At 56.5% G+C, this 25453-nt stretch carries 24 protein-coding genes; 5 read left to right on the top strand and 19 right to left on the bottom strand.

The window, feature by feature from the left end:
* Nucleotides 1–2 precede the first annotated feature (2 nt).
* The 6 genes from QN222_RS27215 to QN222_RS27190 all read right to left on the bottom strand — a co-directional run bounded on the left by QN222_RS27215 (nt 3) and on the right by QN222_RS27190 (nt 5305).
* Nucleotides 3–854 (bottom strand): electron transfer flavoprotein subunit beta/FixA family protein, encoded by an 852-nt coding sequence (locus QN222_RS27215; RefSeq protein ID WP_283962944.1) that lies wholly within the window; start codon nt 852–854, stop codon nt 3–5.
* 189 nt (nt 855–1043) lie between these two features.
* A complete protein-coding gene (gene nifW, locus QN222_RS27210) occupies nt 1044–1427 on the bottom strand; it encodes a nitrogenase stabilizing/protective protein NifW (protein WP_283962945.1) in 384 nt (127 codons plus the stop codon).
* Nucleotides 1428–1663: 236 nt separating this feature from the next.
* A complete protein-coding gene (gene nifS / locus QN222_RS27205) occupies nt 1664–2881 on the bottom strand; it encodes a cysteine desulfurase NifS (protein ID WP_283962946.1) in 1218 nt (405 codons plus the stop codon).
* Nucleotides 2832–3662 carry an iron-sulfur cluster assembly scaffold protein gene (locus QN222_RS30430; protein WP_369292084.1) on the bottom strand — a complete coding sequence of 277 codons (831 nt, stop codon included), beginning with the start codon at nt 3660–3662 and terminating at the stop codon, nt 2832–2834. Before QN222_RS30430 ends, nifS begins: the two co-directional genes overlap by 50 nt.
* A 69-nt stretch (nt 3663–3731) precedes the next feature.
* Nucleotides 3732–4052, bottom strand: a complete 321-nt coding sequence (locus tag QN222_RS27195) for an iron-sulfur cluster assembly accessory protein (RefSeq protein WP_283962948.1) — start codon at nt 4050–4052, stop codon at nt 3732–3734.
* A 707-nt stretch (nt 4053–4759) separates the two neighbouring features.
* Nucleotides 4760–5305, bottom strand: a complete 546-nt coding sequence (locus QN222_RS27190; protein ID WP_283962949.1) for a hypothetical protein — start codon at nt 5303–5305, stop codon at nt 4760–4762.
* A 435-nt stretch (nt 5306–5740) separates the two neighbouring features.
* On the opposite strand from QN222_RS27190, the gene QN222_RS27185 reads away from it, so the two are divergent.
* Nucleotides 5741–6436 carry a nitrogen fixation protein NifQ gene (locus tag QN222_RS27185; RefSeq protein WP_283962950.1) on the top strand — a complete coding sequence of 232 codons (696 nt, stop codon included), beginning with the start codon at nt 5741–5743 and terminating at the stop codon, nt 6434–6436.
* 45 nt (nt 6437–6481) lie between these two features.
* Here the strand turns inward: QN222_RS27185 and rpoN are convergent, their stop codons facing one another.
* From rpoN to QN222_RS27165, 4 genes are all read right to left on the bottom strand, one after another.
* A complete protein-coding gene (gene rpoN, locus QN222_RS27180) occupies nt 6482–7939 on the bottom strand; it encodes an RNA polymerase factor sigma-54 (RefSeq protein WP_283962951.1) in 1458 nt (485 codons plus the stop codon).
* Between the two features lie 69 nt (nt 7940–8008).
* Entirely contained in the window at nt 8009–8548 is a 540-nt protein-coding gene (locus QN222_RS27175; RefSeq protein ID WP_283962975.1) for a peroxiredoxin, read from the bottom strand.
* Between the two features lie 1228 nt (nt 8549–9776).
* Nucleotides 9777–10469: a hypothetical protein gene (locus QN222_RS27170; RefSeq protein ID WP_283962952.1), complete on the bottom strand. Its 693-nt coding sequence runs from the start codon at nt 10467–10469 to the stop codon at nt 9777–9779.
* Nucleotides 10470–10777: 308 nt separating this feature from the next.
* Nucleotides 10778–11485, bottom strand: a complete 708-nt coding sequence (locus QN222_RS27165) for a toll/interleukin-1 receptor domain-containing protein (RefSeq protein WP_283962953.1) — start codon at nt 11483–11485, stop codon at nt 10778–10780.
* A 407-nt stretch (nt 11486–11892) separates the two neighbouring features.
* Here QN222_RS27165 and QN222_RS27160 point away from each other — a divergent pair, with 407 nt between their 5' ends.
* Together QN222_RS27160 and QN222_RS27155 are read left to right on the top strand one after the other, a co-directional pair.
* Nucleotides 11893–12264 carry a helix-turn-helix domain-containing protein gene (locus QN222_RS27160; protein WP_283962954.1) on the top strand — a complete coding sequence of 124 codons (372 nt, stop codon included), beginning with the start codon at nt 11893–11895 and terminating at the stop codon, nt 12262–12264.
* A 6-nt stretch (nt 12265–12270) separates the two neighbouring features.
* Nucleotides 12271–12813, top strand: coding sequence for an ImmA/IrrE family metallo-endopeptidase (locus tag QN222_RS27155; protein ID WP_283962955.1), 543 nt, complete (start codon nt 12271–12273; stop codon nt 12811–12813).
* A gap of 47 nt (nt 12814–12860) precedes the next feature.
* Here QN222_RS27155 and QN222_RS27150 read toward each other — a convergent pair whose 3' ends face one another.
* The 4 genes from QN222_RS27150 to QN222_RS27135 all read right to left on the bottom strand — a co-directional run bounded on the left by QN222_RS27150 (nt 12861) and on the right by QN222_RS27135 (nt 16162).
* On the bottom strand, nt 12861–13220 hold the full coding sequence (locus tag QN222_RS27150) for a DUF6538 domain-containing protein (protein ID WP_283962956.1): 360 nt from the start codon (nt 13218–13220) through the stop codon (nt 12861–12863).
* A gap of 160 nt (nt 13221–13380) precedes the next feature.
* Entirely contained in the window at nt 13381–14766 is a 1386-nt protein-coding gene (locus QN222_RS27145) for an NAD(P)/FAD-dependent oxidoreductase (protein ID WP_283962957.1), read from the bottom strand.
* Nucleotides 14767–15075 (bottom strand): (2Fe-2S)-binding protein, encoded by a 309-nt coding sequence (locus tag QN222_RS27140; RefSeq protein WP_283962958.1) that lies wholly within the window; start codon nt 15073–15075, stop codon nt 14767–14769.
* A complete protein-coding gene (locus QN222_RS27135; RefSeq protein ID WP_283962959.1) occupies nt 15059–16162 on the bottom strand; it encodes an FAD-dependent oxidoreductase in 1104 nt (367 codons plus the stop codon). Before QN222_RS27135 ends, QN222_RS27140 begins: the two co-directional genes overlap by 17 nt.
* Nucleotides 16163–16545: 383 nt before the next feature.
* Here QN222_RS27135 and QN222_RS27130 point away from each other — a divergent pair, with 383 nt between their 5' ends.
* Nucleotides 16546–16917: a Rid family hydrolase gene (locus tag QN222_RS27130; RefSeq protein ID WP_283962960.1), complete on the top strand. Its 372-nt coding sequence runs from the start codon at nt 16546–16548 to the stop codon at nt 16915–16917.
* 259 nt (nt 16918–17176) lie between these two features.
* Here QN222_RS27130 and QN222_RS27125 read toward each other — a convergent pair whose 3' ends face one another.
* The 3 genes from QN222_RS27125 to QN222_RS27115 all read right to left on the bottom strand — a co-directional run bounded on the left by QN222_RS27125 (nt 17177) and on the right by QN222_RS27115 (nt 21469).
* Nucleotides 17177–18301, bottom strand: a complete 1125-nt coding sequence (locus QN222_RS27125; protein ID WP_283962961.1) for a PLP-dependent aminotransferase family protein — start codon at nt 18299–18301, stop codon at nt 17177–17179.
* A gap of 698 nt (nt 18302–18999) precedes the next feature.
* The gene (locus QN222_RS27120) at nt 19000–20100 is read right to left on the bottom strand and encodes a hypothetical protein (protein WP_283962962.1); all 1101 of its coding nucleotides are present in this window, start codon (nt 20098–20100) and stop codon (nt 19000–19002) included.
* A 112-nt stretch (nt 20101–20212) separates the two neighbouring features.
* Nucleotides 20213–21469 (bottom strand): extracellular solute-binding protein, encoded by a 1257-nt coding sequence (locus QN222_RS27115; protein ID WP_283962963.1) that lies wholly within the window; start codon nt 21467–21469, stop codon nt 20213–20215.
* 581 nt (nt 21470–22050) lie between these two features.
* Between QN222_RS27115 and QN222_RS27110 the strand changes: the two genes are divergently transcribed.
* Nucleotides 22051–22818, top strand: coding sequence for a GntR family transcriptional regulator (locus tag QN222_RS27110; RefSeq protein WP_283962964.1), 768 nt, complete (start codon nt 22051–22053; stop codon nt 22816–22818).
* Between the two features lie 292 nt (nt 22819–23110).
* Here the strand turns inward: QN222_RS27110 and QN222_RS27105 are convergent, their stop codons facing one another.
* Both QN222_RS27105 and QN222_RS27100 read right to left on the bottom strand, forming a co-directional pair.
* On the bottom strand, nt 23111–23929 hold the full coding sequence (locus tag QN222_RS27105) for a class I SAM-dependent methyltransferase (protein ID WP_283962965.1): 819 nt from the start codon (nt 23927–23929) through the stop codon (nt 23111–23113).
* A 37-nt stretch (nt 23930–23966) separates the two neighbouring features.
* Nucleotides 23967–24740, bottom strand: a complete 774-nt coding sequence (locus QN222_RS27100) for a class I SAM-dependent methyltransferase (protein ID WP_283962966.1) — start codon at nt 24738–24740, stop codon at nt 23967–23969.
* Nucleotides 24741–25453: the final 713 nt, after the last annotated feature.

The raw sequence follows: 25453 nt of genomic DNA, 5'->3' as shown, positions 1-25453 counted from the left end.
CTTTACGCGTCGCCGTCGAAGGCCAGTTCGTCTTCCAGCGCCGGCTGGCGCGAGAAGATCCCGGCGATCAACTCATCGGCAAGATCGCGCGGCGTCTTTTCCGTGGTGTCGATTTGCTCCGCCTTTTCGGCCCGCGTAGCAGGGGCAAAGACGCGCTTGACGACGGTTGGAGATCCGCGCAGGCCGCATTTGGTGAGGTCCTCGATACCTGCGTCGGCCGCGTTCCACTTCACGATCCGGCTGCGCGCGGCGCGTAGCGCGTCGTCGAGCGAGCCGCGGCGGATCTCATTGGTGCCTTCCAGCATTGTGATGAGGCAAGGGAGCTTGCTCATCAGTGTCTGCGTGCCGCCTTCCGAACGGCGCTCCACCGTAATCTCGCGCTTGTTTAGATCAATGGAGACGATCTTCGCGACGTAGGTGAGCTGCAGGAGATCGAGGCGCTTGGCGATGCCGGGCCCCACTTGGGCGGTGTCGCCGTCGATCGTCTGCTTGCCCGTGAAGACGATATCAGGCGAACCGAATGTCTCTCCGATCTTCGCGATAGCTTGAGAAAGAGCGAATGAGGTCGCCAGAGTGTCGGAGCCGGCAAAATGTCGGTCAGTCAAAAGTACCGCGCGGTCGGCGCCGTAAGTGAGCGCCTTGCGCAAAGCGTCCTCTGCCATGGGTGGCCCCATGGTGAGCACGGTGACCTCGCCGCCATGGGCGTCGCGCAATCTGAGTGCCTCCTCCAGGGCGAACAGGTCATAAGGGTTGATAATGGTTGGCACACCTTGCCGCATGATTGTGTTCGTCACCGGATGGACTCGTATCTGTGCGGAGTCCGGCACCTGCTTGATACAGATTACGATGTGCATGGCGGGTTCTTACTCCCTCCTGTTTTGATGGCGGGCTTGCCACTTCATTTCCTTGCCAGCAGGATTTGTGCCAAACGTGTCCGCGCCCCCCTATCGTTTTGAAAAGAGGGGCGTTTCCTGTTCAGCGGCACGGCGTCATAGTCGCAAATGTCGGTTTCGCGACATCGACGTGTCGCAACTGCGACGGACTCATTTCTTCCCGAACGGCTTCAGAACGGAGTCGAACGGGACGAAGGTGCGCCCCGGTGTAGCGGGCTTGTCCGGGTCGTGGTCCTTGAGCACCTTGAAGACCCGGTGCGCGAGCGGGGAGGAAGTCACGAAATCCTCGTAGGCCCGTTCGAGCATGGCGCGGGCCCGAGCCGCGATCACCTGGTCGGGCAGACCGGAGAAGTCCTCTTCGCCGAGGTACTGGCCCATACGCTTCATGATATGGAGACGTGAGACGTTGATCACCTTCGGGTCGTAGGAGACGCCAAGCGTTGCGAAGAACTCCTCTGCAGCCGACAGACCCTTTAGCCGCGCGAGGATATCCTTGACATCAATATGATGACTCTCATCAAAACACCTGCTCATTGCATTCTCCCAATCGGTGGTCTCAAGTGTTCCCGCATCTCAGGCTTCAGCGGTAAAGTGCGCGCTTCGAGGGAGGTGATGCAGTCGGCTGGCGAGCGATCGCGTCGCCAGCCGGGATGCCGGCTGCAGCGAGAGATCCGGAAAGCCGGAACTTTTCTGCCGTAGTGAAGGCGCCACCACGGCGCGTCCTCGCCGTCGCGCAGGGACGCATCGTTTAGAAAGAAAGATTGAACGCTTCATGAGCGGCGGCCCGCATCTTCTGGTTTGCTTTGTCCGGATTGTGGTCTTCGCGCACGTGCCTTAGGACGGGGAGTGTCACGCATCTCCTCCACGATTGCGGGCATAACTTCGAGCACCCGGTCGACATCCTCCTCGCCATTGTCGCGTGAGAAGGAGAACCGCACTGTCCCTTGTGCCGCCGTTTCAGGAATATTCATCGCGCGCAGGACATGGCTCGATCCCAGCGAGCCGGAGCTGCAGGCCGAGCCGGAAGAGCAGGCAATGCCATAGCGGTTTAGTAGACGCAGGATGCCACCGCCTTCGGCATGTTCGAAGGCGATGTTGGCGGTGTTCGGCAACCGCTCCAGCGGATCGCCGGTGACGAAGGCGGCTGGAACGCGCTCGAGAATGCCCTTCTCCAGCCGGTCTCGAAGGGCTTTTACCCGTGTGTTCTCGTCATTCATGAATTTTGAGGCAAGTTCGGCCGCTTTGCCGAGTCCGACTATGCCGGGCGTATTCTCTGTACCCGCGCGCCTGCCGCGCTCCTGATGCCCCCCCTTGATCAGCGAGCGGAAGCGTACGCCGCGTTTTACATAGAGTGCGCCAATCCCTTTTGGACCGTGCAGCTTATGGCTGGAGAGCGAAAGCATGTCGATTGCAGTCGATTTCAGGTCCAGTGGAATCTTCCCGACCGCCTGGACCGCATCTGTATGAAAAAGGGCACCGACCAGCTTGGCCTGCGCGGCAAGCTGAACCACGGGAAAGATTGTACCGGTCTCATTATTCGCCCACATGAGCGAAACGATTGCTACATGCGTGGTGAGGGCGGCCCTGTAGGCATCGAGGTCGAGACGGCCCTGTTGATCCACCGGAATGCGGTGCACCTTGATGCCGCGGGTGATCTCAAGGTGCGCGCAGAGCGTCAGCACGGCCGGATGTTCGACTGCGGAAGTAACGATCTCTGTGCGGTCAGGCATCACCTCGAGCGCCGAAAGGATCGCCGTAGTGTCGCTTTCCGTCCCGCCCGAAGTGAACGCGATCTCATAATCGAACTCTGCGCCGATCAGCGCTTGCAACTGCTGGCGCGCCTTTCTCACTGCCACGCCGACGCAGGAGCCAAAAGCGTGCGTCGAAGAAGGGTTTCCGAATCGATCCGTGAAGAATGGCAGCATGGCTTCAACTACTTCAGGATCGACCCGTGTCGTCGCGTTGTTGTCGAGATAGATAGATCTCATGGTTGCATTCTCGGCGGGTGGGGATTGACGTCAGCATTCGTGTGCTCGGCGACCCTGGTTGCGCGTGCGATCGATGATGACCGAGGCCTGCAGACACGGGATCGAGGCGCGCGTCGGGGTGAGGGGACTTGATCATGGCCGACGTTGACAAGGTTGCAGCCCCCGCGGCTCTCAGGTGAACGCATGCCCTTGACGGTGTTTCGATACGTTGAATTTGCCGCATCGACGGCGGCCTTTGTTTTGCGTACGGGCCTCCTCTCACGTCGTGGCGCCTTCCGTGAACATTGCTGCATGGCCGCCGACAAGCATTTGCTCCACTGCTTTGGAGCACGCGCCCCAGCTGCCGACAGGCTCCGTGTCGCAATGGCCTGCTCGCTGGTAGCGAGCCAGTTGATACGGATGTCATTCTGATCACGCCGTCATCGACACCAAGGCTTTTGCAGACGAGGGCGCCTGGCTCGCGATCCCAGAAGCGCCCCCTGCCACAGACATCGGCGCTCCTAGTAAAAATCAAAGCCGAACGGTGCGTCCTGTCCGGCGGCCGGCCGTCGATGAGCCCCGCTTTCACCCGATGGATGAGGCGATGCGCTTCGTCGGCCGTTGTTGCGATGATGAGTTCGGCAATCACCGACGAAGAGGGGATCGCAGAGCTGCAGCGCAAAGACTGGGATTTTGCGGCAGTGACCGCTTCGGCAACAGGATCGACTCTGCTCATCCGTTCAAGCGTTTTGCTGCAGGAGATGGCGCCGATCGCAGTGGCCTTAAGAATGCCGGCATTCATCGCGTTTAAAAAGTGTTCCTCGACCATTTCCCAATAGTCCCACATGGGTCCGCTCACTATGTCGGGTGATCAGCCAAAGGACTTGCCGCAGGAGCACTTCTCTCGCGCGTTTGGATTGTCGAAGACAAACCCGGAGGATTCGACCCCGGTGACAAAGTCGACGGTCATACCGGCAATTTGGGGTTGGGAACCTGCGTCCACGAACACCGTAACCCCATCGGTCTCGATGACCGCGTCGCCCTCACGCGCCAAGCGTTCCATTCCCATCACGTATTTGAAGCCCGCGCAGCCGCCTGCCTGGACCATGATGCGGAACCCTTGCACCGGCTCGGTGGCTCGGGAAAGCGCAGCTTTCATGCCGGCGACGGCATTCTCGGTGAGCGTGATCATGCGATGGTTTCTCCTCATTTCCGAAGGGGTTTAGCGGGATAACCAAGCAACCACCGTGCCAAGGAGAAAGACATGCATAAACGACATCATGCTCTAACACTCTTGTGTCCCATGTCCGACATCGTCGAACATGGGACAATACTGGGTGCGAAGGCCGGCCAATTCCTTTATCTGCTTTGAAACCCGTAGCGTCGTGTGGTTTGCCGAACATGCCGGTCTTCGCCTCGCCTTGGCCTTGCGCGGCGCTGTCAGGTCATCATCGATCGGACGCTGAAGATCGCTGACCGACCTCGTAACAAGTGCGTGTTGTCACGCCCCAGCGCTTGCGACCGGCTGACGTGCCGACACCCTTGTCCGATCTACCCGGTGTTAGATCATGATCGCCTTTCGGCGAGATCGTCTGAAATGCTGCCGTGCGTGCGCCAGCGCTCGCTGGCATGCCCGATATGGTTTGTGTTACCGGCCTGCGCCTCGGTGGAACGACGGCATGGAGGGGCAAGAGTGTGCTCTGGACATCTCCTTTGGCGCCAGCAAAAATTTCTTGGTCTTGTTGAAGTGGGCCGAAGGACGCCTCGGTCTCCGCATGCTAGTCACTCCCGGCCATGTCGCTGCGGACATGCGAGCGAGGGGCCGTCAGGTGCGGTCGGTGCTTCAGCATTAGTGTAGACCTTGTGTGTCGTAAGGTCCGGCCTTGTGCTTCGACCTCTTCACTCGGTCGAGTCCAACGTCTCGAAGTGAAACGGGCCGCGTACGCCGGTAGAAAGACGCTCAGCCGCATTGAGAGCTATTGCTAACCTTTCGAGAGGCGGAGAGTGGGAGCGGGCAAAAAGCGCGCCCAGTGCTATTTCTTGTCCGCATCCACAGGCGTCAAAGCCATCGACCGACTCGCCGACCTGGTAGTCCCAACCGATTTTGAAGAGCCGTCCGGCATAGCCGACGAGGAAGGTGCCACCGCGCTCGGCTTCGTTGTGCCGCTGTGCGTAGCCACCATCTCGCAGGCATTGGCGGAGCCCGTTCACAAAGTCGGTTACCATGAAAGCGTAGACATCAGTATCGGCATGCCTTTTTGGCAGCTCGAAGGAATGCGCTAACAACTGGCCCATCCTAAACGAGGCCGTGAAACCGAAGATGAAGTCCTGTTTGCGGAAGACCTTGCGATCGGCCCGGATGGTCAGTGAATGGCCGGCCACGCCAGCGCTGTCGCCGCCAATGTGAACTGACCCGTTGTCGATTAAACCGACAATGCATGTCATCCGCTGTGCTCCTCATATGGCTAATCCAGCCTTCCAGGTGTTGATTGTCGCGGCGATCAGCTCGACTGGAGCCACAGCGCTTGCATCTGCCTCGAGGGTCATTTGCAAGGATCATACCAAGCAGCACCCAGGTTTCCGCGATCATGACAGCTTGCTCGGGTCTTCCCGTCGGTCTTCGGATGCCGACAGTCCGCTTCTCGACGATCGTATTCGGTGCAAGAGGCCGCGGCGCTGTCGACTTTTGTCGATTCCCAGACGTCGTATTCGATCCATTTCCCGCTGCATGCTCAGTTAAGGTGTCGCATAAATCTCGGAAAATCAGTTCCGAGAGCTTTGCTACGCAGCTGGCACGACTTTTGAAGGTCCTCTCTGACAAGGCGGCCGGAGCTGCCGACCGATAGGACATCGGTCGATGGGAATGGAAGGACAAGCACGATGTCAGATCAGCGGCAGATCCGCATTTTATGGGGACCAGGCATCACTCGTGGAGTACGAATGTCCTATCTGCCCCGCCGGGCACGACACTCACAGTTGCTCGGCCCCAGCCGATGGCCGCGGATGGATGTGGAGATGGATTTCGACGATTATGTACTTGCCTGTGTCCTTTCGCGTGCGCTCGAGGAGATCGATGCCGGCGAAGCGTCGGCGACGGAGGCAACCGGCCTTTCACGCGCCGAGTTGCGGGATATCCTGACCCGTAATTTCCCGGCCAGTTTCATCCACTCGTTCTCATTGGGAGACGTGAGCGATCCCGAGATTGGTGTGGAGGAAGAACTTCTGCGCGGACTGCTGCTAACGCATGCCCGCCCCGGCGATCCCGCGAGCGCCCGCTTTGCCAAGATCATCGCGCGGCGTGCCTTGCGCAACGACCATCTCTGGCAGGACCTCGGCCTCTTCGACCGATCCGAGCTCAGCCGCTTGCTTGCCACGCACTTCCCGAATCTGGCGGCCGGCAACACCGAAAACATGAAATGGAAGAAGTATCTCTATTACAAGCTTTGTGAGGCTGAGGGTTTTTCGCTTTGTTCGGCGCCCAGTTGCCGGGAATGCCACGAGTTCAAGAGTTGCTTTGGCTCGGAGGAAGGCGAGAGCCGCCTTGCACCGATCAAGAGCGGGACCGATTTGGACTAGAGCCGTGTTCGCCGGCGGCAGGAGGCCGGCAGGGCTTGATCGCCTTTACAGGCCCAGCCGCATTTCCCGGCGGCGCTGCACGGAGGTGGGGAGGTTCATCGCCTCTCGATATTTTGTAACGGTGCGGCGCGCGATGTCGATACCGGTTTTCCGAAGTTGGGCCGCGATCTCCTCGTCTGAAAGCACATGATCGAGCGTTTCTGCGGTGATCATGGCCTTGATGCTATGGCGGACAGCTTCGGCGGAGTGTGCCTCGCCGCCTTTGGAGGAGGCGATTGCGACTGTGAAAAAATACTTTAGTTCGAATACGCCGCGCGGAGTGAGCATGTACTTGTTCGATGTCACCCGACTAACGGTCGACTCGTGCATGTCAATCGCGTCAGCGACGGTCTTAAGATTGAGAGGCCGAAGATGGGCAATGCCATGCTCCAGAAACACATCCTGCTGGCGGACGATTTCAGTCGCTACCTTGAGAATTGTCTTGGCGCGCTGATCGAGGCTGCGAACTAGCCAGCTTGCGTTTTGGAAGCACTCGTTGAGGAATGCCTGATCTTCTGAATTGTGTGCCGTTAGCCGGGAGACTTCGGCAAAATAGGTCTGGTTGACCAGGACTTTGGGCAGCATGTCCGGGTTAAGCTCGATTTGCCATCCACCTTCGGGCGAGGGCAGGACCCAGACGTCGGGGATGATATAGTCCGGACCTCCGGATTGATATCGGTTTCCGGGCTTGGGATCGAGGGTACGGATTTCATGCAACATGTCGAGGATGTCGTCCTCATCGACACCACATTGCCGCTTCAGTGCCTGAAAATCGCGTTGCGCCAGCATCTCAAGATTGGCAACCAACGCTGCCATCGCGGGATCGAAACGGTCTCGCTGGCGCAGTTGTATCCCGAGGCATTCGCTGAGAGTTCGTGCGAATATTCCCGGTGGATCAAAGAGCTGCAATGTTCCGAGAACCCGCTCTACATCAGCCTCCCCGACATCCAGCCTCTGCGCCACCTCCAAAAGGTCAACATGAATATACCCGGTGTCTTCCAGATGATCGGTGAGCTGGCTAGCGATCAGCCGCTGCTGCGGGGTGAATACAGTAAGGGCCACCTGACGAGCGACATGGTCGTGCAATGTTTCCGCTGAGGCGGCAAACTCTTCGAGGGCGGGCCTTTCCCCCGCGGCAACATTGGATGTGTCGCGGATTGATTTCCATTGCCTGAGCAGTTCTGAGGTCTCGGCCCTCATCGGCCCATCGCCGTCGTTCTCGCGCGCGCCGATGTTCTGGTCTCCCCCCAAGACTGGCGATAGATCCGAGACCGGCGATAGATCGCCAGACGTCGTACTGTCGTCTGACGCCAACTCGAGGAACGGGTTCTTCTCTACTTCCTGCTCGACGAACTGATGTAGTTCGGCATGCGCCAGTTGCAACAAGCGTATCGACGCGATGAGTTGCGGCGTCATAACCAGCGATTGCTGCTGGCGTTGAAGAAGGCTTACAACGGACTCCATGTAGAGCAAAACTCCTGTCGAGCGACTACTGGGCTGTGCGTAAAGAGGCGGGACGTTGGCTCCTTTAGGTCATGCGGCGGCCGGGGCCTTTAGCCTTTCAAGAACGTTCTGCGGAGAAGAGACGCCATAGGGATCGGCTTCGCAGTTGTCGGAGAAACCTTCCTCCTCGAACCATTGCTCGACCACGCCGTCATTAATTACGGCAGCGTAGCGCCAGGAGCGCATTCCGAATCCGAGGTTATCCTTGGCGACCAGCATGCCCATCTTGCGCGTGAATTCTCCCGAGCCGTCGGGAATGAGCTTGACCTTTTTCAGCCCCTGAGCCCTGCTCCAGGCGCTCATCACGAATGCATCGTTGACGGAGACACAGTATATTTCGTCAATGCGCTCCTTCTGGAACTCGGTGTAAAGGTCCTCGAAATCGGGCAGTTGATAGGTGGAGCAGGTCGGGGTGAAGGCGCCTGGCAGCGAGAACAGGATGACGCGCTTGCCGCTGAAATAATCGTCGGATGTCTTGTCTTCCCACCGGTACGGGTTTGGCCCCGCGATAGAATCATCGCGAACACGCGTGCGAAAGGTGACGAAGGGAACCTTCTTTTTCACAGGCATCGATATTGCTCCTCTGAGAAAAACGGGCGCATCGCTCTCGATTGCGCCTGATGTGAACGGACCTTCGACATGCCGGTCCTGCAAGTGCCATGCCATTTCATTGAATGCAGGAAGCACACTGCTCTTGCACGGGGCCAGCCTTGGTTTGCGCGGGAGGGTCGCGCCCTCGCCAAGACCTCGGTTTGCACGCTTGAGGCTTTGTTCTCCCCTCGTGTATCCGCAAACCTTCCTGTCAGAAGCCGGACAAGTATGTCGGAAGCCGCCCAAAAGTACCCCAGGGGCCGGTCCATCGGTCGCCATTCCAAGAATTAAGCGGATGGGATTCCGATCGAAATCGTGTGTCGTCAATGGCCGTGTCGCGGCGAACCCTATGGGCAGCTTGTTGATGGGGGAACCGGGCGCGGCGACAGGAACCCTTGAGACGGATCCGGTGAAGCTTGCGCTTGCGGAAGTTGGCGCGATCTCCCGACAAGCGACACGCCCGACCCGCCCTGCGGCGATGCCGGTCATTTGAAGAGACTGGCTAATGCCTTGATTAAAAGCGGACTGAAGTTGTCTGTTGAAAACCAAAATCACCTGTTACCAATGGGCATTCCCTCACAGCATCCGAATCCCAATTTGTCCGGCATAGCTCGCCCGGCCCGAAGATTGTTCGCGTCCCTGTAAGTTTCAGCCGACGTGACCGCCATCACGTCGGCTGACAAGAGCGGACGCAAGCCCAAACATCAACATCGCGATGAAGGATAATACGATTACGACTGAAGCTAACCTCGCCCTGACACCCCGCAACCGCAGTGGCCGCACGCGCGGCTTTGGAAGAGGCCCAGGCACTCCACGGCCACTTCTGGAAAGCGTTGCTGCGCTCGCCAAGCACAGCGTCCGTGTTAAGGCGTTCACGCCGCCCTTTGTAGACGACGTTTCCGGCCTGACGGCGACCAAGCAGCACGTTTGCGCCATGGCTACGAACGAAACCCGCTGACCTGTTGCCGCTAGACAATCCACCATACCAATGAAGATTGGCGCCTCGGCTTCATGCCGATGAGTTTGTCTTGGGTGTCTGCAAGTAGTTCGATTGCTGGATTACACTGCTTCGGTAGTCATCGCAGGAGTTTGCTGACGAAGGCGGTGCCTCTGGTCTCGAAGTGAGGGTTCGGACGAATATGATATCCGCGGAGTGGATAAGGATCGGGATCTATGGGGTATTCTGCAAAAGGGGGATTCAGGGATCTCATACTTGTTCGAGTTCGACCATGAACCCGTCGCTGATGCCAAGTTCCCTCAGGTGAGGTCTAAAGTCACCTTCCACCATATAGTTCAGATTCCGGTCGCCGATGGTGCAATGGAAAAACTTATGCATGAAAGTCGTGAAATCCCAGCCGTCGCTATAATTGACTCCTTCGGGCGATTTGGAAATGATATCATCAGCGTGATAGCAACGAATAGCATCCTTCGTGTAGATGAAAACATAGGATGCCTGACTGATCCTTCTCATCCGTTTGCATTGCGCGAGAAGCTCGTCTCGCTTGGCCTTTCCTTTCGGAAGGCCTAGAAACTGTCCTGTCCCATCCCAAATTTTTGCCTGCACCAGGGCGGCCTTATCTACCACATCGTCATGCACTTCGCCTTTGAAGCCGAACACCATATCGGCGCCAGATAGATTCTCCTCGGAATGAACCGCGTTGGAAAGTGTCTCGGTCGCTCGGATCTCATAACGTGGCGGCCCTGAGGGTCGGAAACCATGTTGTAGTTTGTAGTTGGCGGTCAGGGTCAGGCCATTCAAGTTGTCTCGTAGCCTTGTTAGAAGAGATGCCGTGAAGGCAGTTTCCTGCTTTATCACCCGTTGCGCATATTCGTGACAGTTCTTCCGGATGATGTCTCGGGTAATTCCAGCTATCAGTTCAAACGATTCCTGGCTCCACATGGCACCCTCGATGAATGGATCGATTATAGATTGCCACCCGTAGGTCGATACCCGTCAACGCTTAGTAAAGGGGGCCGCTACGACTAAGCTCCTGTTGCACCGCAGTGCAGAGTACTCGCCATTTCGTGTCATTCACATCAAATGACAAGCCGCGTTCGCCGATTGCGCGGTGGACCTTTGCAATCTCGTCCGCGTCAGCCGAGCCGATATAGAGGATCTTCCAATCTTACCCACTCAATGCCGGATAGCTACTCAGAACAGCCAATCGACACACGGCAGAATGTCCGGTGTTGGCGCGATCGGCCACCCTAGAGGGTGACCAGCTCGGCGAGCTTGGCCGCGAGATTCGCCATCGTATCTTCTGCAGTGCTCAGGCCGCTTCTCGAGGCCAGCATGGGGCTGACTTCGCGGAGAGCGTCATACGTCGTGTCGTGCACAATGGGAACGAGCAGATCGCGCGCCAGGAGCACTGAAAGCTCTTTGTCGGCGATGCCTTCTCCTTCGAGGCGGCGTAGCAACGCAGGGGTCACCAGCACGATCCCCACTCGCGACTTCGCCAGTCCCTTATCGATTTCGCGGAGCAATCCCGTGCCGAGGGCGACATCTTTCTCGCTGAACCAGACCGAGACGCCAAGTGACTCAAGCAGATCATGCAACTCCTTGGCGGCCCCTCTCCGATCGTCCCATGCGTGGCAGAGGAAGATATCCCGAAGGTCGGGCAGGGACGCTCGCTCCTCGACGCTTTCGCGGAACGGCGTGAGCGTCCGCACTTGGGCGTCCGTGTACACCACGGACGAACCTGCTCGCGACCAGCGCGGCTTTGTGCTGCTGCTAGACCCGCCGCCACTGGTCCGACCACCCCCGCTGCTTACCGGCGAGGAATAGTAGGAAGGAGAGGAGTAGGACGAGTATGACCCGTAGCTGCTGTAGCCGCGATAGCGGCCACCACATGCGGGACAATCCGCTGCGCCGCTCGCTGTGCGATGGCCATTTACTGGTGCTGTGCATCTTGCCATGTGTACTCCCAATAGAACATCTTCGTGATCTTAGTCAGGATTTCGCTCTAGCGGCCCACGTCGCAGGCCGCTATCAGGTCTCGGGGGAGGATCGTTTTGTGGCCGCAGCCACTTATTTCTCCCGCGTGCTAGTGTTGGGGTTGCCGCTTCGGACAAACTGTCCGGTAATGGCACTCCGGGTTGCCCCGCCTGTGCTTCCGCTACGACCAGGTGCTTCCAGCACCGTGGTATGAGGGCTGCGCTTTCCATGTGCCGCCGTTACGTAACGGCCGCTGATCGCGCTGCGGTAGCTACCGCCACCTTTTCCCTTTGACATGCGACTGCTCCTTAAGCTACGCATCGATTGCCGATGCGGATCAGGATTGCGATATTGCAATCAACCGCCATATTGCTTCTCAGGAATCGAATTGCAAGATAGCAACGAAGAATTATCCCCAAGGTTCGACGGAGAGCGGTTTTTCTCTGCACTCGATGCCGCTCGAGCCGCTCGAGGTCTCACATGGAAGAAAGTCGCGGAGCAGGCGAAGGTGCCTGCATCGACCCTCACCCGCATGTCGCAGGGTCGCAAGCCAGATGTAGACAGTCTTTCGGCTTTGTGCGCCTGGTCGGGCATCAAGGCGGACGACTTCTTCACCAATGGAAAAAAGCAAAAAGCCGAGACCTTGGCGGAGGTTACCGCTTTGTTTCGGGCAGACCCCAACCTATCTAAGGAAGGGGCGATCGCGATGGAGGCCATTATCAAAGCTGCCTACGAACAGATTCGAAAAATTCGGGGGTAGCAGCCCATGGCGTTGCGGCACGGATTCAAGGCGGAAGCCAACGCATGGTCGCGTGATCTGAGGCGCGAAATGGGCTTGTCTGCGCAGAGTGCGATTTGCACCCGCCGCTTGTGTGAATACCTTGAGCTGCCGCTGCTAAAACTGAGCAAGGTAGAGGCAAATCCGGCCCATCTGGCCTACTTCCTTGCCGGGGAGGGTCGCAAAACGTTTTCGGCTGTCACGCTGAGCGTGGGTGGCAGACGATGGATTATTCATAACGACGCGCATGACGACGGCAGGCAAGCTGCGAACATTGCGCACGAGATTGCCCACGCATTGCTAAATCATCCGATACCCGCCTTGTTTAGCGACGATGGCCAGCGATCGCATAAGGCGGATGAGGAAGAGGCTAAGTGGCTCGGACCAGCCTTGTTGATATCCGACGAGGCCGCTCTGTTTATTGTGAGCAGCGGCATGTCGGTATCTCAGGCGGCAACGTTCTATGGTGCCTCCAGGGAAGTCGTGCAGATGCGGGTCAATGTATGTGCAGCTAGGCGCCGGGTCGCGTAGGATGGCGGATGCCAAACATGGCAAGCAGCTTGTAAGTCCAACCATTCTCAAGGTCGAGTTCCAGCCTTCGATGTCCGCGGGACGGTTCCGCCTGGCGGCGATTGCGACGTCCTCGAGATGCGCGAGCATGACGTTGCGCTCTGTTCGAAAAGTTTCTGGAGCTGCTCCTTGGACATTGATTCCTTCGATTTCATCTTCATCTCGGCCATCAGCATGTTGAGCTTCCGGCCGATCGCCTGGGCCTTTTTATGGTCCGAACAGCGAAGGCTCAGTGAAAGCCGGCTGCCCGGCCGACACCGCGCGAACGAAGTGGGGACGCGCGCGCGCCAGTAAAAGATATTGCCGAGGCGAATAGGGTTTTCGACGCCGTGGCGGGCCGCCATGGGTTTGTTGCCCTTGCCTGCCACCTGCGACGCCGCCGCGTGTTTTCGGCGTGGGCTACAGTTTTGGGCATCAGGTCGCCGATGACGCCAAAACGATGTCCGGCACGACTGGAAAATCAAGCGATTAAGGGATTTAGCGAGAATTGGCTGGGGAACCGGGATTTGAACCAGGATTAACGGCGTCTCAATCCTCCAAAGCGTTTTCCGCCAACTGGCCGATCGTCAACGGACGGATGGGCGGCCGTACGGTTGCTAGCTCAATATCTCCCGCTCCGATGCCAAGCTTCTTGCTCAAAATCGCCGCTGTAGCCATTGAGCACATCTGACCGCGGCAAGGCCCCATGCCGGCCCTGACACGCGCCTTGAGCCTTCGCGTACCATCGGCACCATTTGCCACTCCGGCTTCAATCATCTTTGCGGTAACTTCCTCACAACGGCAGACCACGGTGTCCGCTATCGGCAAAAATCGATCGAGCGGCGGGCGATAAATTGCATCCATAAAGGCTCGGGCCATGGCATAGCGGTGACGCTCGCGTTGGAGATTGCGGCCAATTTTCTCTAGCGTCGATTCGGAGATTGCATCAAGTCGGCGGGCGATCTTGAGGACGGCCAGCTTACCAGAAATTTCCGCTGCTTCTGCCCCAAGAATGCCTCCGCTGTCACCCGCGATCATCAAATTTTCGATCGAACTTTCCTGCCAGTCATCGGTGACGGGCTGCCAAAATTTCAACTCGTCATCCCATTTAAGCTCGGCTCCGGCCAAGCGGGGGATCTGGATATTTGGTATTAGGCCAAAGTGGAGCAGCACCACGTCACAATCGAAGGTCTCGCTCTGCGAGCCAGCGACGTACTCCACGGATCTAACTTGATTTTCACCAAGGATCTTTACGCCGCGCACGGAGGAGACGGTCCGGTTACTCGCAGTCCGAGCGAAGAGCTTTAATCCGTCCAATAGCAATTTTGGCGCCCACATCGCGCTCGGCAAATGCAAGCTTGCGCGAGCAAAGTCCGCTAGCGACGTGGTTTGCAGCAAAGCGACGACATTCGCCCCTGCATCTCGCAACTGCTGAGCCGCGAGGAGCAAAAGTGGGCCACATCCCAGCAAGACAATACGCCCCTCGGGGATGCGCCCCGACGTCCTTAGCAGAATTTGTGCTGCACCCGCCGTCATCACACCCGGCAAGGTCCAACCGGGGATCGGCGTTGGCCTTTCGATCGCTCCGGTTGCTACAATAATTGCTTTGGGTCGGATCGAATAGCTGCGACCTTGATGAAGATAGCTAATTTGCCGCCCACCGGGGGAGACGTCCCAAACCGACGCCTGGCTTAAACACGTAATATCGCTTCGACGAAAAGCCCGCGTGAGCGTTGCTCCGTGGTTGTCCTCGTTGCTCAGATGTGCCTGATTCACCAAGCAACGTTGCTCGAACGCCTCGATCGCGCGAAACCTCTGTCCCCCAGGGGCGGGTTGCTCGTCGAGCACAAGAACCGACAAGCCAAACTCTCCTGCCTGCAGTGCCGCGGCTAGACCAGCCGGACCTGCGCCGATGACAACCACGTCCCAGCTCATCTACTTGGACCCAGCAGAGAAGGAGCGGGTTCCGATCTGCTTTCGGACCGTCATATTCATTCGCACTGAAGCCACGCATGCACGCTGATTGGGAATTCCGTCTATTTCCATCAGACACTCAAAGCAAAGCCCCATCATACAATAGGGGCTGCGGCGGCGCCCGCTAACGGGGCTCTTCCCAGTAAAATCTGGATGCGTGGCGAGGATAGCCGCCGCGACAGGTTCGCCCTCTTTCGCAGTAATCATGTCGCCTTGGAAACATAGCGGCACAGTGCGAAAGATCTCGATTGACTCACGTTGCGCACTCATCCTGCAGCCTTCCTGTTCCAAATGGTTGAAGCAAGTTGTCCTTGACGTCGTCCAATATCCATCGGGGTAGCAGGCGGGCATGGAGCGCCGCGAGCGTGATTCCGCTGTGGCACGATACGACAAAAGCCCCGGGCCGCTGCTGTGATTCCTGGTAGATTGGATAGCCGTCGTCTGTCCGCGGCCGCAGTGCCGCCCAGCATCGATTGATCTGCACAAATCGCAACAATGGCAGTCGTTCAACAGCGCCTTTCGCGAGTCCTGTGAGTACCCCTACAGATGTGTGATCATCGAATCCGTTGTACTCACTGGAGCTCCCGATCATGATCGTGCCTTCAACGTTCTGCCTCAAAAAGCCGCTGATGGGATAGTTGAAGACTCTCTCAATTCGCTCTGTGACCATGATCTGCCCGCGTTCCGGCCGAACGTTCAGGCGAAGGCCTATTTGTGACGCCAGAGGTGGCGTTCCAAGTCCGCTGGCAATCACGACCTTAGGCGCGGAGAACGTGTCCGATGGCGTCTGCACTGAAAACGACGCGTTCTTGCTGACAATCTTCCTGACTATCTGGCTGGAAAAATAATGTCCGCCTTGGCTCAGATAGGCTCGAAAGAGGCCTGAGTAGAACTGGAGCGGCTCGACAGAGCCATCGAGCCGGCTAAACGCTCCCCCAACGACGCGATCGCCCAAACCAACGTGACCCAGCAAATGGTCCAGATCGTCTTTGCTGAGTATTTCCTGATGGTACTCGTCGCCAGCTCGCAGTAGGAACTCCTGAATATGGCTCACTCGATCTGCTAGTTCCTGTTCCCCCATCGAGAGGTAAACTTTCCCCCGACCTTCGAAATGTGGATTGATTCCAGATCGGTCGTGGACCTCATCCGCTAAGGAAGGCCATAAGTTGCGAGAAGCCAGTGAGAGGCGAAAGTAAGGGATATTGTTGAAGCCCTTGTTGGAAACCGAAACCATTCCAAAGTTACCGCGTGTGGCGCTGAAATCTCGATCGGTCCCGTCAAGAATGGCGACGCTGACGCCTCTTTGTAGCAGGCCATAACCAATACTGAAGCCAACGACGCCGCCTCCGATGATCAAAACGTCGAAGGTCCTGGAGCACGTATCTGATTCACCACGCATGTTGGCAGTCACGTTGCTTAGACATTATTTTTCGGTTTAGTCGCCTCAATTTAAAATGATCTGCCGGGAAAAGCCGCTCGTCAATGCTGCTAGAAAGAAAAATCCCCGAAAGTATCCGAATTTACACCCGCTCCCGGCCGGACGATTCCCATCTGTAACGCGTTAGACGAGTGGCAACGTTGATATTGTACATCAGCGTAAGGCGGAACAGGCGAAATATGGTACAGGTATATTTGAAAAATATACTCTTGTGACAATAAAAATAGCTTCGCCTGCTATTTGTCTTGTGTCCCCTTGGACGTGTCCATGTTAAGTTCAGCGAAAAGAGCAGGAAGGCAAAAATGGACGATATCTTATTTCCAATCGAGCGTGCATCAGGTGTCGCACCGGGGCGCAGTTCTGGTTCGGCGTACGGCAATCTAGTGTGGGCGGTCGCCACATCAGACGACAAGCAGCTGGAACTGCGGGGACAAATCGCGGCCGCCTTTGCCAAGATCGACCGTTTGCTGGCTGAGCTGAAGACAGACAAACGGTATTTGCTTTCGGCAAACGTTCTGCTCTCCGATCTCAAGCACAAGAAAGCATTCGACTCGGCGTGGAAGGAGTGGATTGGGGACAATCCACATCACTGGCCTCAGCGCGCCTGCGTTGGCGCGATATTATCGCCCGGAACACTTGTCGAAATCGCTGTTGTCGCTGCGCGGCCCTCGTAAGCTCCTGTTGCAGGAAGCGTTTCTCATCGGCCCCTGCAGCCGGAACATCTCCGTAATGGCAACGATGTCCTATCGCCGCAGACCAGGAGACGCTTTTGGTTGGCATTCTCATCCTCGAGAGCCTTCAGCAGCTTGGCCCCGCTAGTCCATGGGCCCCAACTTCGACCGCCGTTTGCATTTGCGGCACAGTTCAGTAGCGGACAACCCGGCGTGATGTTGTCGCGGCACGAGCGTGGAGCTCACAAGAAGCTACTCTCACTCATGAGGCGGTTTCTCGAATGATCTTGACCAGCATTTCAAGCGCATAGCGTAAATCCTGGCGCGTGTCCGGGCTGCCAAATACCAACCGGATGTGCCCTTTAGATGCCCCAGGCGCTTCTTCAAAGATCTTTCCGGGTCGGAGGATGATACCTTGTTTTCGCGCTTCGTTTACCAAATGGGCCTGTTTAATGCCATCCGGCAACTCAAGCCACGAGAACAGGCACTCTGGCTTAGTTTTCATTCGAAGCTGAGCTAGGCAGTCTCCAGCGATTTCTTGACGGATGAGAGCTTCTTGTCGAACGCTCTCGCAAAGCGCCGCCATCGTTCCTTCAAAGATCCACCGCTGCGCGATTTCCGCAGCGAGAGGAGCCGGAAACCAATAGGAAACTCCTTGCAAAGATTTGACAAGGATATCGGCTGCAGGCGCAGTTGGAGCGACAATATATGCGAGTCTTACCCCGGGGCCAACGGTTTTGGCAAAGCTGGTGATATGCCAAGTCACGTCTCCAGCTGAAGCGGCGATTGGTCGGGGTGCATTGCGGACCAACCCACCGTACACATCGTCCTCGATAAGCACGACGCCATTTTGCCTCGCGATCTCCGCAATGGCCGATCGACGTTCCTCGGACATAATCGCCGTCGTAGGGTTATGTAGCGTAGGCATGAAAAATGCCGCTTTGGGCCGCCTTTGTCGTATTGCTTGCAAGACGGCCGCCGGCAACGCTCCCTCCTCGTCCATTCGCACTGGGAGAAGGATATTGCCCCTAGAACTCGCGATCATGCGTAAGCCATGATAGCTTAGATCTTCAACCATAACAGCGTCGCCGGGTCTTGCTAAAAAAGACAGCAGAATCGACATTGCGTTCTGTGCGCTTGCCGTGACGATGACCCGATCCGGATCAATACGTTCTCCAAACCTCCGCTCGAGCCATTGTGAGGCTGCCTCTTTGTCACGGAGAGTCCCTCCAAAGCGATGCTGTTGGATCAACCTCGCGCAAAATGAGTCATCTGCAATTTGCGTGAGCGCTTTCTTAAACGCGCCCTCAATGTCGGCAACGGCTGGAGGCGTGGAGCGGACCAAGCTAATTTCTCGCTTTAAATCGTTATCCGTATTGTTGTTCATCACTCCACCTCGCTGTTTGCCACGTTGTGACTCGCCCCGAACGTATTGACGAGTGGACTGGTAGTTCAGATTCGACAGCCGGCACTGCGGCTGCTGAATGCTTACGATGTCGCGGAGTCACCTGCTTTGCTAACAAGGGAACAGTCTCCTCGAATTGCTCTTGCGCGATATCGTTGAGTATTGACGCAGCTAACGTACCAATCGCATGTGTATTTGCGTGTGTATGGACCTAGCCCACATTAGCGTTGAAGAAAAACCGGCGAGCTCGGTTCGTCAGCGCATGATGCCTATCGCTTCGCGTAATGGGGACAATAGCGGCAGAGGGGTGATGAATATTCCAAGAAATGCAAATCACTTGTCGCATCCTACATGAGCCCTTCGCCCCCGTCACGCCAACGTCGCACCCCCCGTGGGGATTTAATGGTGAATTGTTGCCGCATAGACCTGTCGCAGTCGGCTTCTGCCGTAGAGCTTGCTCCTGCCGCCAACCTAGTGAGATATAACAGAGTGCCGCCGCGGCGATGTTCTGGCGAACGCCCCCTGACATGGGGTTGGCGACACGTTCCTGGACGCCAGGCCTTCGAGCGCAATCGGTCCGCCTCGCAACCCGTCCCCAAGGCAAGACGGGCGCCTTTGGGCGCCGGCGCGTCGAAACCCGTCGCGCAAGAGGCCGGCGAAGCGACCGCGCAAAAGGGATGTCAGCTAAATCTATCGAGGCGTAGGTCCGCGATTGTCGTGGCAAGATCCTCGATTGCTACCACAGTCGCATTCGCACCAACGGCCCCCACAAAAAAGAAGTGGCCGCCTCGGATCGTTCGGCACAGTGCGCCGGGCAGAGCTTCGACAATGTGGCGTAGGTCTTCCCAAAGCCGTTCCTGGTCGGCGGCATCCAGCGCATCTCGATGTTTCCAGAGATCGGCCAGTCGCAATGCATTCATCGCGCCCCAGAGTGCACGGTCAACGAGTGCGCTCCGGAAATCGCTTCTTTCTGTCGGTACGATCGCGCCCATCACGGGATATTGGGCAAATTGGAAGGTTCCGACATCCGCAATGGCTTCCTCATAAGAAGACGCCAGTGAAGTATTGCGAAATCTAAGGGGTTCACCGTGCAGATGGAGAGGATTGTCGCCGACGTATTGGGAACGGTATATATCGATCGGTATAATGACATGACCATTGAGCTGGTTTTGAAATTTAAGCTCAGGCTCGAAGCAACGTTCCACGTAGTCCGTGCCATGAGCATTACGCGCGGTAAAGCTGCGCAGCCCCTCGCTGGTGATCGGTGTTTCGGCAGTATCAATCGGGCCCAAACCCGGCACTGGCGGGTTACCGGCTAGTGCAAGGAATCCACTGAGAAGGCAGCCTTTTTTCTGAAGAGCGGCAGATATTGCCTGCGCCAGTCGGCCAGACATGCTCCAACCTGCTGCGAAAACGCGGTGGTTTGGATGGGTTGCAAGGACATCAAGAATAAATTTGGCTGCGGCGGCCGCCCAACGCGAGACATCGATGCCATTCGGGATAAATGCAAAAACTGGGTGCGCTATCGGATGCGACAGCGCAAGAAGCCCCCAGCCTTGTCGTTCCAGCCACGCGTCAAGAAAATCTTCACGAATGCATCCGGGATGTCCGTAAGCAATTCGTGCGAGATGCGCGCCGCCGGAGAAAAATACCAGCAACGGTTTGTCCGGCTCCCCGGGGCGGAAATACTGTACTGCGGGAACGCCGTCAGCTTCGACCATCCTTTCTCCTGGATTGAGAAACGTGGTGTCAGCGGGCTGGCGAGATGCTAAGGCGGTCATGAAAATTCCTATGGGCTATTTCCGGCATCTGCTAATGCGCCCGGCCGCATGCAGGTCGCCGCCCGGTTAGACCCGATGGGTTTTGGCAAAAGGGAAATCGAACAACGAAACATCAGTGGTCCGGCAATTTTGCCGAGACGTCCCTAACCAAGCTTACCAAGGCGTCCTTGGGCGCAACTCGTTGTGTGATGACTGCCTGTAGGCTGTTCTCGACTACCGTATTCAAGGCAGTCGAGTTATCCCCGGGGAATTGTTCCCACGGTCCCAGCCGGCTAACCTGCGAAATGGCAAATGCCTGACTTGGGTGGGTCGCGAGGAATGCGTTCAGAGTGGACGACTGCGGTGCACCAGTCGCTTTCGGCGGCACGTAGCCGGAGTTGTTAAGCAAAATCGATTGGCCGACCGGACCGGTTGCAAATCGGATAAATCTCCAAGCGTCGCTTTGATGTGTAGCGTCTTTCGAAATGATAGCAATTGCGTTTCCGCCAGCCGGAAGAAATCCCTGTTCGGTACAGGGGAATGGGCCGACGCCCATTCGGAAAGCGTTTCCTATCTGGCTCGTCAGACGACCGCTCCAAGAGCTGGAACCAACCAGAAGACCAAGCGAACCGGCGACGAATGCCTGCCGGGCCTGCCCCGGCGACATATCCGTCATTCCAATCTGGCCAAAGCGTTGCAGGATTTCCAGGGCATACTGACCGTTCTCGTTATTGAAGCCAACGGATCCGTCCGGGCCAGTGAGATGGCCACCGCGAGCGTTCAAAAAGGCTGGGAACAACCAGTTGCCCTGATATTGAAACCAACCGCCTGCTATTGGGCTGCCAAGATTGTTGATCCGCTGACCTAACGCAAGGATCTCTTCCCATGTGCTCGGCATCGAACCGCTATAACCCGATTTTGCGATCAGGTCCTGATTGTAATAGACGATCGGTGCAGCGATCCCGAATGGCAGTGCGACCACCTTGCCATCAAATTTACCGAGCTGAAGGCTGACGTCGGCGATCCCGTCAGTTTGCCAACTCCGGTCGCGGGCGATGAAATCGTCGAGCGGAACGGCCATGCCGCGCTTTGCGAGTAGCGGGAGCTGTCCAAACCCCATGAAAAGGATATCTTGCTGCTGGCCGACCAGCGTGTCTCGAATTGCGCGCTGGATAAGTTCATCGTAGGTCGTTGCCGAGGAGAGGTAGGAGATTTCAATATCTGGATTTGAAGCTTGGAAATGGCGCGCAAGCTCATCGTACATCTGCGCGAAATCAGAATAGCCGGCAACAAGCTTTCGGCGTGTCTGTGCATATGCGGCATGGGATAGACCGGTAACAACAGTTGCAGCTGCAACGACACCGAAAGTGCGGCGGGTAATTTGAGGCATCGCAAGATCCTGTTTGATATTGGCAATGACTGCCCTAACGAGGCTATTGCGGCCTCTGAGCATTCAGGTGCGGAAGTTCTAGACTTGAGGACTGTATGCGCTGAACAATAACGGCAGCGATATTTCAGTAACGTTACGACTGCATGACTGATCGATGAACAGACTTGTAACTGTGCGGTACTCACACAGGCCGACACTATGCGAGAATGCACGAGAATTTGCGTCTATTCCATGCATGCTGCATGCTGTACAACCTTGTGCTGTACGACGGGAAGGAAACGAGCCCTCGGGTTCCAATGAACTTGGATGTAAGGGCTAATACGCTCTGCCGAGAAAAGAGGCCGTGTGCAACGTTGCGGAGGACCTGGCGCCCGGTTGAACGCTTGGCATGGCAATCACATCAAACGCGAACCGCTGAACTCATCCATATTCAATGAGGTAACGACTTCTTCGCACTTTCTTTAGCTGTACGACAAGAATAATGGACAAGTTCGCAACTGATACCTGTTGCACTAGCTTGCGCCATGATATGGCCGCACTAAAAGTTCTGCCCTATGTGTTAACAACATGGGAACCACACGATGGCAGGGAAAACTGCTAATCCACCCACGGTAGGAAACCGCCGAGAACGCAAGGGGGCTCTGTACCTCTGGGAGGAAATTTATGTGGCGCTCGAGAAAGATATACTGTCGAGGAGAATTGCACCCGGCGCCCGTCTTCCCACGGAAGAGGAGTTGGCAGCTCGGTTCCAGGTCCATCGCAATACCGTCCGCCGAGCACTCGATGCCTTAGAAGACAGATTTTTGATACGGGTGGAACATGGGCACGGCAGTTTTGTGCGGGAGAAAGTGATCTCCCATCCGATGGGCAGCCGACAGACGCTGCCCATTATTCTCAAGGGCTTGAATCGCATCGGTCGGGAGGATGTGCTCGATAGCTCGACAATCCGACCCGCCCGCGACGTGGGTTCCGCTCTCAAGCTAAAACAAGGACAATATGTAAGGCGTGTCAATCTTCTGACCTTTGTCGACGACAACCCTGTCATGGTGACATCCGGTTTTTTTCCGCTTCCTCGTTTCCATGGAATCGAAAAGGCCATTAAGGAGACAGGCTCTGTTCCCGAGGGCCTGCAGCGACTGGGGGTAGAGGAGATGGTTAGATATGAAACACGCATTTCGACAAGGAACGCGAGCCGCCCGGAGGCGGAACTGCTCCAACAAACAAGATCGCAGCCAATCTTAAATGTGAAGAACATTGTGGTCGATAGTGCTAACCAGCCGATTCTGTTTACGCAGGTCCGAATGTCGTCCAAATGGATCGAGTTAATCATCCGCTACAGCGAATTGTAGGAAAGGCGAGCGAGGGCTATGTTCGTGCCTCCGCCGCACCTCAATATCCCGAGAGTTTCCCCTGACCGAAGGCGGACATGCTCGTGGCAAACAAAGCGGACGATGAAAAGCAAAAAATGGCGAAGCGGAGCTCAGGTTTGATGCCAACCTGAGGGCAAGATCCGCAGCGACGATACGAGTGCTTATGCGCAATATGCTGCCGTTCAACGTTGTGATTTCGTCCTGACTGGCCGATGGTTCGACGAACTCATGCCAACCGCCGAGTTTTAATGGCTCTCGTCCACCGCGGGAATTATCGTCTCCTTGCAAATCCATGGCGAGGTTTCCTCCGCGTGGCTATTAACAGGACTGTCGTTCCTGTCTCGATCAGATAACCGTGCTTGGCACGATCCGACAAATGGCCATACAGCCGTTCTTCAAATGTCTTACGCCCATCGCCCAGAACACCAGGGCATGCCCGTGACGTCGAAAGGACGTAGCCCACCATGTCTTGAACGGCCCATTCGATAGAATATGGGATCGACAATTGCTCCATCGCCGCAAAAGGAGAGGCAGCTACGACATCTATGTGGGGTCTCGGGAGAGGTGCTCGAGTTTGCCCTTTGCCCGCAGGAAGAGTTCCTCCATGCCAGTCAAGGACGAACCGCCACATGTCGTCCCACCATCCGGGGGGCTCGCCGGCCGACCGTTCCTTGTCAATAATTGCAATGCCGCCTCCCTCGGCGACTATCATATCCAGCAACCCAAGGGCGTGCTCTCGGGGCATCCAATGAAAGCATCGTCCCATAGTGACCAGTTGAACTGGTTCATATGATGCGTCGATTGCTTCGACGCCATTGACTTCAAATTCAACATTTCGCACACCCGCCTTTGTCGCCGAGCGTCGTGCCTCGGAAATCATATCTGCATCAGGATCCATGCACAGAACGCGTCCCACGCGACTTGCAAAGGGAATCCCGAGTTGACCAGTGCCACATCCCAGATCGAGAAGCCGATGTTTCGCGTTGAGGGAAAAACGGTCGGTCAAGAGAGTAAAGATCTCCGCGGGATAGTCGGGTTGATATTGCGAGTAATATATTGCAGCACCTTCGAACAATCCGGTTCCATGCATATCAGGTCCACCAGTAAAGTTAGTTCGGTCGGGAAGCCTAAAGTGCGCGGAAAGTCCACGCATACGTTCGCATGCTCATTTCAATGCTGATTTCGTCGAGCGTTAAAGCGTCGATTTGGTTGAGAATTTCGGCCCATTTCTTTTCTCCCACCTGGCATGGAACATCGGTGATGGTTCTCCACGCATCGCGGAAACGAGAGGCGCTCATCTTCTCTTTATGGGGCATTTCCAGGCGATAGCAGTCGGAAAAGCCGGCCGCCATCAGGCAGTCTTCAACGCTATCCATGCATTTTAGGACTAAGTCGAGTGTTCGGCGGATATTGGGGGCAGCGTCATGAATGATGCTCTCGATTTCTTGAAGCAACGCGTCCCGGCGGATATCGCGAAGAACCCACAGTAGACTGACCGTTGCGCGATCCCTTAGAACGCGTCGGAACTCTTCCAGCGAGCGATGGCTGTCGATCCAATGGAATGCATTGCCCATGACGATCCAATCAATGGACTTAGAAGGAAGGCCCGTGTCTTCCGCGGAACCGGCAGTCCATTCGAAACTGTTCGTCCCGCAACGTTCGATGCCTGCGGATCGCATTTTTTCGTCAGGCTCGATCGCATAGCCATGCAGCCCGTGCGCCTGCAACATACGCGTGAGCGTGCCCGTGCCAGCTCCGATGTCGGCCACGACCGTGGTCTTTTCGGCGCGGACAAAAGCAATCAGATGCTTCAGCAGCGCTGGCGAATAAGATGGCCAATTGTGATAGTAACTTGCGACCGCTCCGAAGTCGCCCCATTTTCGCAACTGGACGGCTTGCATTCGTTCCCTCGTATGTCACGTTACGGTTGCTCGGGAACCTGCCGCGAACACTGCGTAATGAACTTGAAACTTAGCGGCGTCGGCAAATGGGCCTCGATCTGGCTCCGGCCGGTCAGAACAAACAATAACCGTGAAGTGATGCTGAGGCAAGAGCTTCGTTAGAATATATTTAAGTATATACTGGGGTGCATTTTAGCTAATCTGTCTTTTTTGTCCGCAGCTTTAATTATCTGAAATATGGCCTGATGTATACTTTTGCTTATGGCTCATTTTCCCATTAAGTGAACGATACATGCGATCAAGTTGGCAAGCCACCAAGCACCAAATATGCAAATTGATTTGTTACAGAACATCGGGCGATGCAACATTGGCGTGGGAAGTTGCGATCGGATCAGCCTTTTCGCTAGGCCATGAGAACGGCATCATCGACGTCGCGCCTTCACATGGACAGGCAGCCTGATGAATATCTGGTTCGGAAGGTTGGTCGGCTGCGTCAGCGCGGACACCTCGGCCCTTGCCGACACGCTCGGTGTGGGCACATCGATAGCATCGGGGTTGCGATGCATCTTCAGTCGTGGACCCTGCCGAACATGTTTTCGATCCGGGATCGTTCTTGTTTGAAGAGAACCGCGTCGTATACGATGGATTGCCTGCGATTTCGTTTGGGCGGGACGCAGGGAGAGATCTCCCTTTTGCTCAGCTCATTGCGGAAC

Source organism: Sinorhizobium sp. 6-70 (assembly GCF_030124375.1).
GTDB lineage: Bacteria > Pseudomonadota > Alphaproteobacteria > Rhizobiales > Rhizobiaceae > Sinorhizobium.
The sequence above is the reverse complement of the archived record's forward strand: the minus strand, read 5'-3'. Positions and strand labels throughout refer to the sequence as shown.

What these genes read in the sequence shown, in the direction of transcription:
- QN222_RS27170 (WP_283962952.1), bottom strand. Translation starts at nt 10,469, where the DNA reads ATGTGGAGCCAGGAATCGTTTGAACTGATAGCTGGAATTACCCGAGAC.
- nifS (WP_283962946.1), bottom strand. Translation starts at nt 2,881, where the DNA reads ATGAGATCTATCTATCTCGACAACAACGCGACGACACGGGTCGATCCT.
- QN222_RS27120 (WP_283962962.1), bottom strand. Translation starts at nt 20,100, where the DNA reads ATGACCGCCTTAGCATCTCGCCAGCCCGCTGACACCACGTTTCTCAAT.
- QN222_RS27145 (WP_283962957.1), bottom strand. Translation starts at nt 14,766, where the DNA reads ATGAGCTGGGACGTGGTTGTCATCGGCGCAGGTCCGGCTGGTCTAGCC.
- QN222_RS27165 (WP_283962953.1), bottom strand. Translation starts at nt 11,485, where the DNA reads ATGGCAAGATGCACAGCACCAGTAAATGGCCATCGCACAGCGAGCGGC.
- QN222_RS27190 (WP_283962949.1), bottom strand. Translation starts at nt 5,305, where the DNA reads ATGACATGCATTGTCGGTTTAATCGACAACGGGTCAGTTCACATTGGC.
- QN222_RS27125 (WP_283962961.1), bottom strand. Translation starts at nt 18,301, where the DNA reads ATGAACAACAATACGGATAACGATTTAAAGCGAGAAATTAGCTTGGTC.
- QN222_RS27105 (WP_283962965.1), bottom strand. Translation starts at nt 23,929, where the DNA reads ATGCATGGAACCGGATTGTTCGAAGGTGCTGCAATATATTACTCGCAA.
- QN222_RS27100 (WP_283962966.1), bottom strand. Translation starts at nt 24,740, where the DNA reads ATGCAAGCCGTCCAGTTGCGAAAATGGGGCGACTTCGGAGCGGTCGCA.
- nifW (WP_283962945.1), bottom strand. Translation starts at nt 1,427, where the DNA reads ATGAGCAGGTGTTTTGATGAGAGTCATCATATTGATGTCAAGGATATC.
- QN222_RS27175 (WP_283962975.1), bottom strand. Translation starts at nt 8,548, where the DNA reads ATGCCTGTGAAAAAGAAGGTTCCCTTCGTCACCTTTCGCACGCGTGTT.
- rpoN (WP_283962951.1), bottom strand. Translation starts at nt 7,939, where the DNA reads ATGGAGTCCGTTGTAAGCCTTCTTCAACGCCAGCAGCAATCGCTGGTT.
- QN222_RS27185 (WP_283962950.1), top strand. Translation starts at nt 5,741, where the DNA reads ATGTCAGATCAGCGGCAGATCCGCATTTTATGGGGACCAGGCATCACT.
- QN222_RS27140 (WP_283962958.1), bottom strand. Translation starts at nt 15,075, where the DNA reads ATGAGTGCGCAACGTGAGTCAATCGAGATCTTTCGCACTGTGCCGCTA.
- QN222_RS27115 (WP_283962963.1), bottom strand. Translation starts at nt 21,469, where the DNA reads ATGCCTCAAATTACCCGCCGCACTTTCGGTGTCGTTGCAGCTGCAACT.
- QN222_RS27130 (WP_283962960.1), top strand. Translation starts at nt 16,546, where the DNA reads ATGGACGATATCTTATTTCCAATCGAGCGTGCATCAGGTGTCGCACCG.
- QN222_RS27155 (WP_283962955.1), top strand. Translation starts at nt 12,271, where the DNA reads ATGGCGTTGCGGCACGGATTCAAGGCGGAAGCCAACGCATGGTCGCGT.
- QN222_RS27195 (WP_283962948.1), bottom strand. Translation starts at nt 4,052, where the DNA reads ATGATCACGCTCACCGAGAATGCCGTCGCCGGCATGAAAGCTGCGCTT.
- QN222_RS27215 (WP_283962944.1), bottom strand. Translation starts at nt 854, where the DNA reads ATGCACATCGTAATCTGTATCAAGCAGGTGCCGGACTCCGCACAGATA.
- QN222_RS30430 (WP_369292084.1), bottom strand. Translation starts at nt 3,662, where the DNA reads ATGAATGCCGGCATTCTTAAGGCCACTGCGATCGGCGCCATCTCCTGC.
- QN222_RS27110 (WP_283962964.1), top strand. Translation starts at nt 22,051, where the DNA reads ATGGCAGGGAAAACTGCTAATCCACCCACGGTAGGAAACCGCCGAGAA.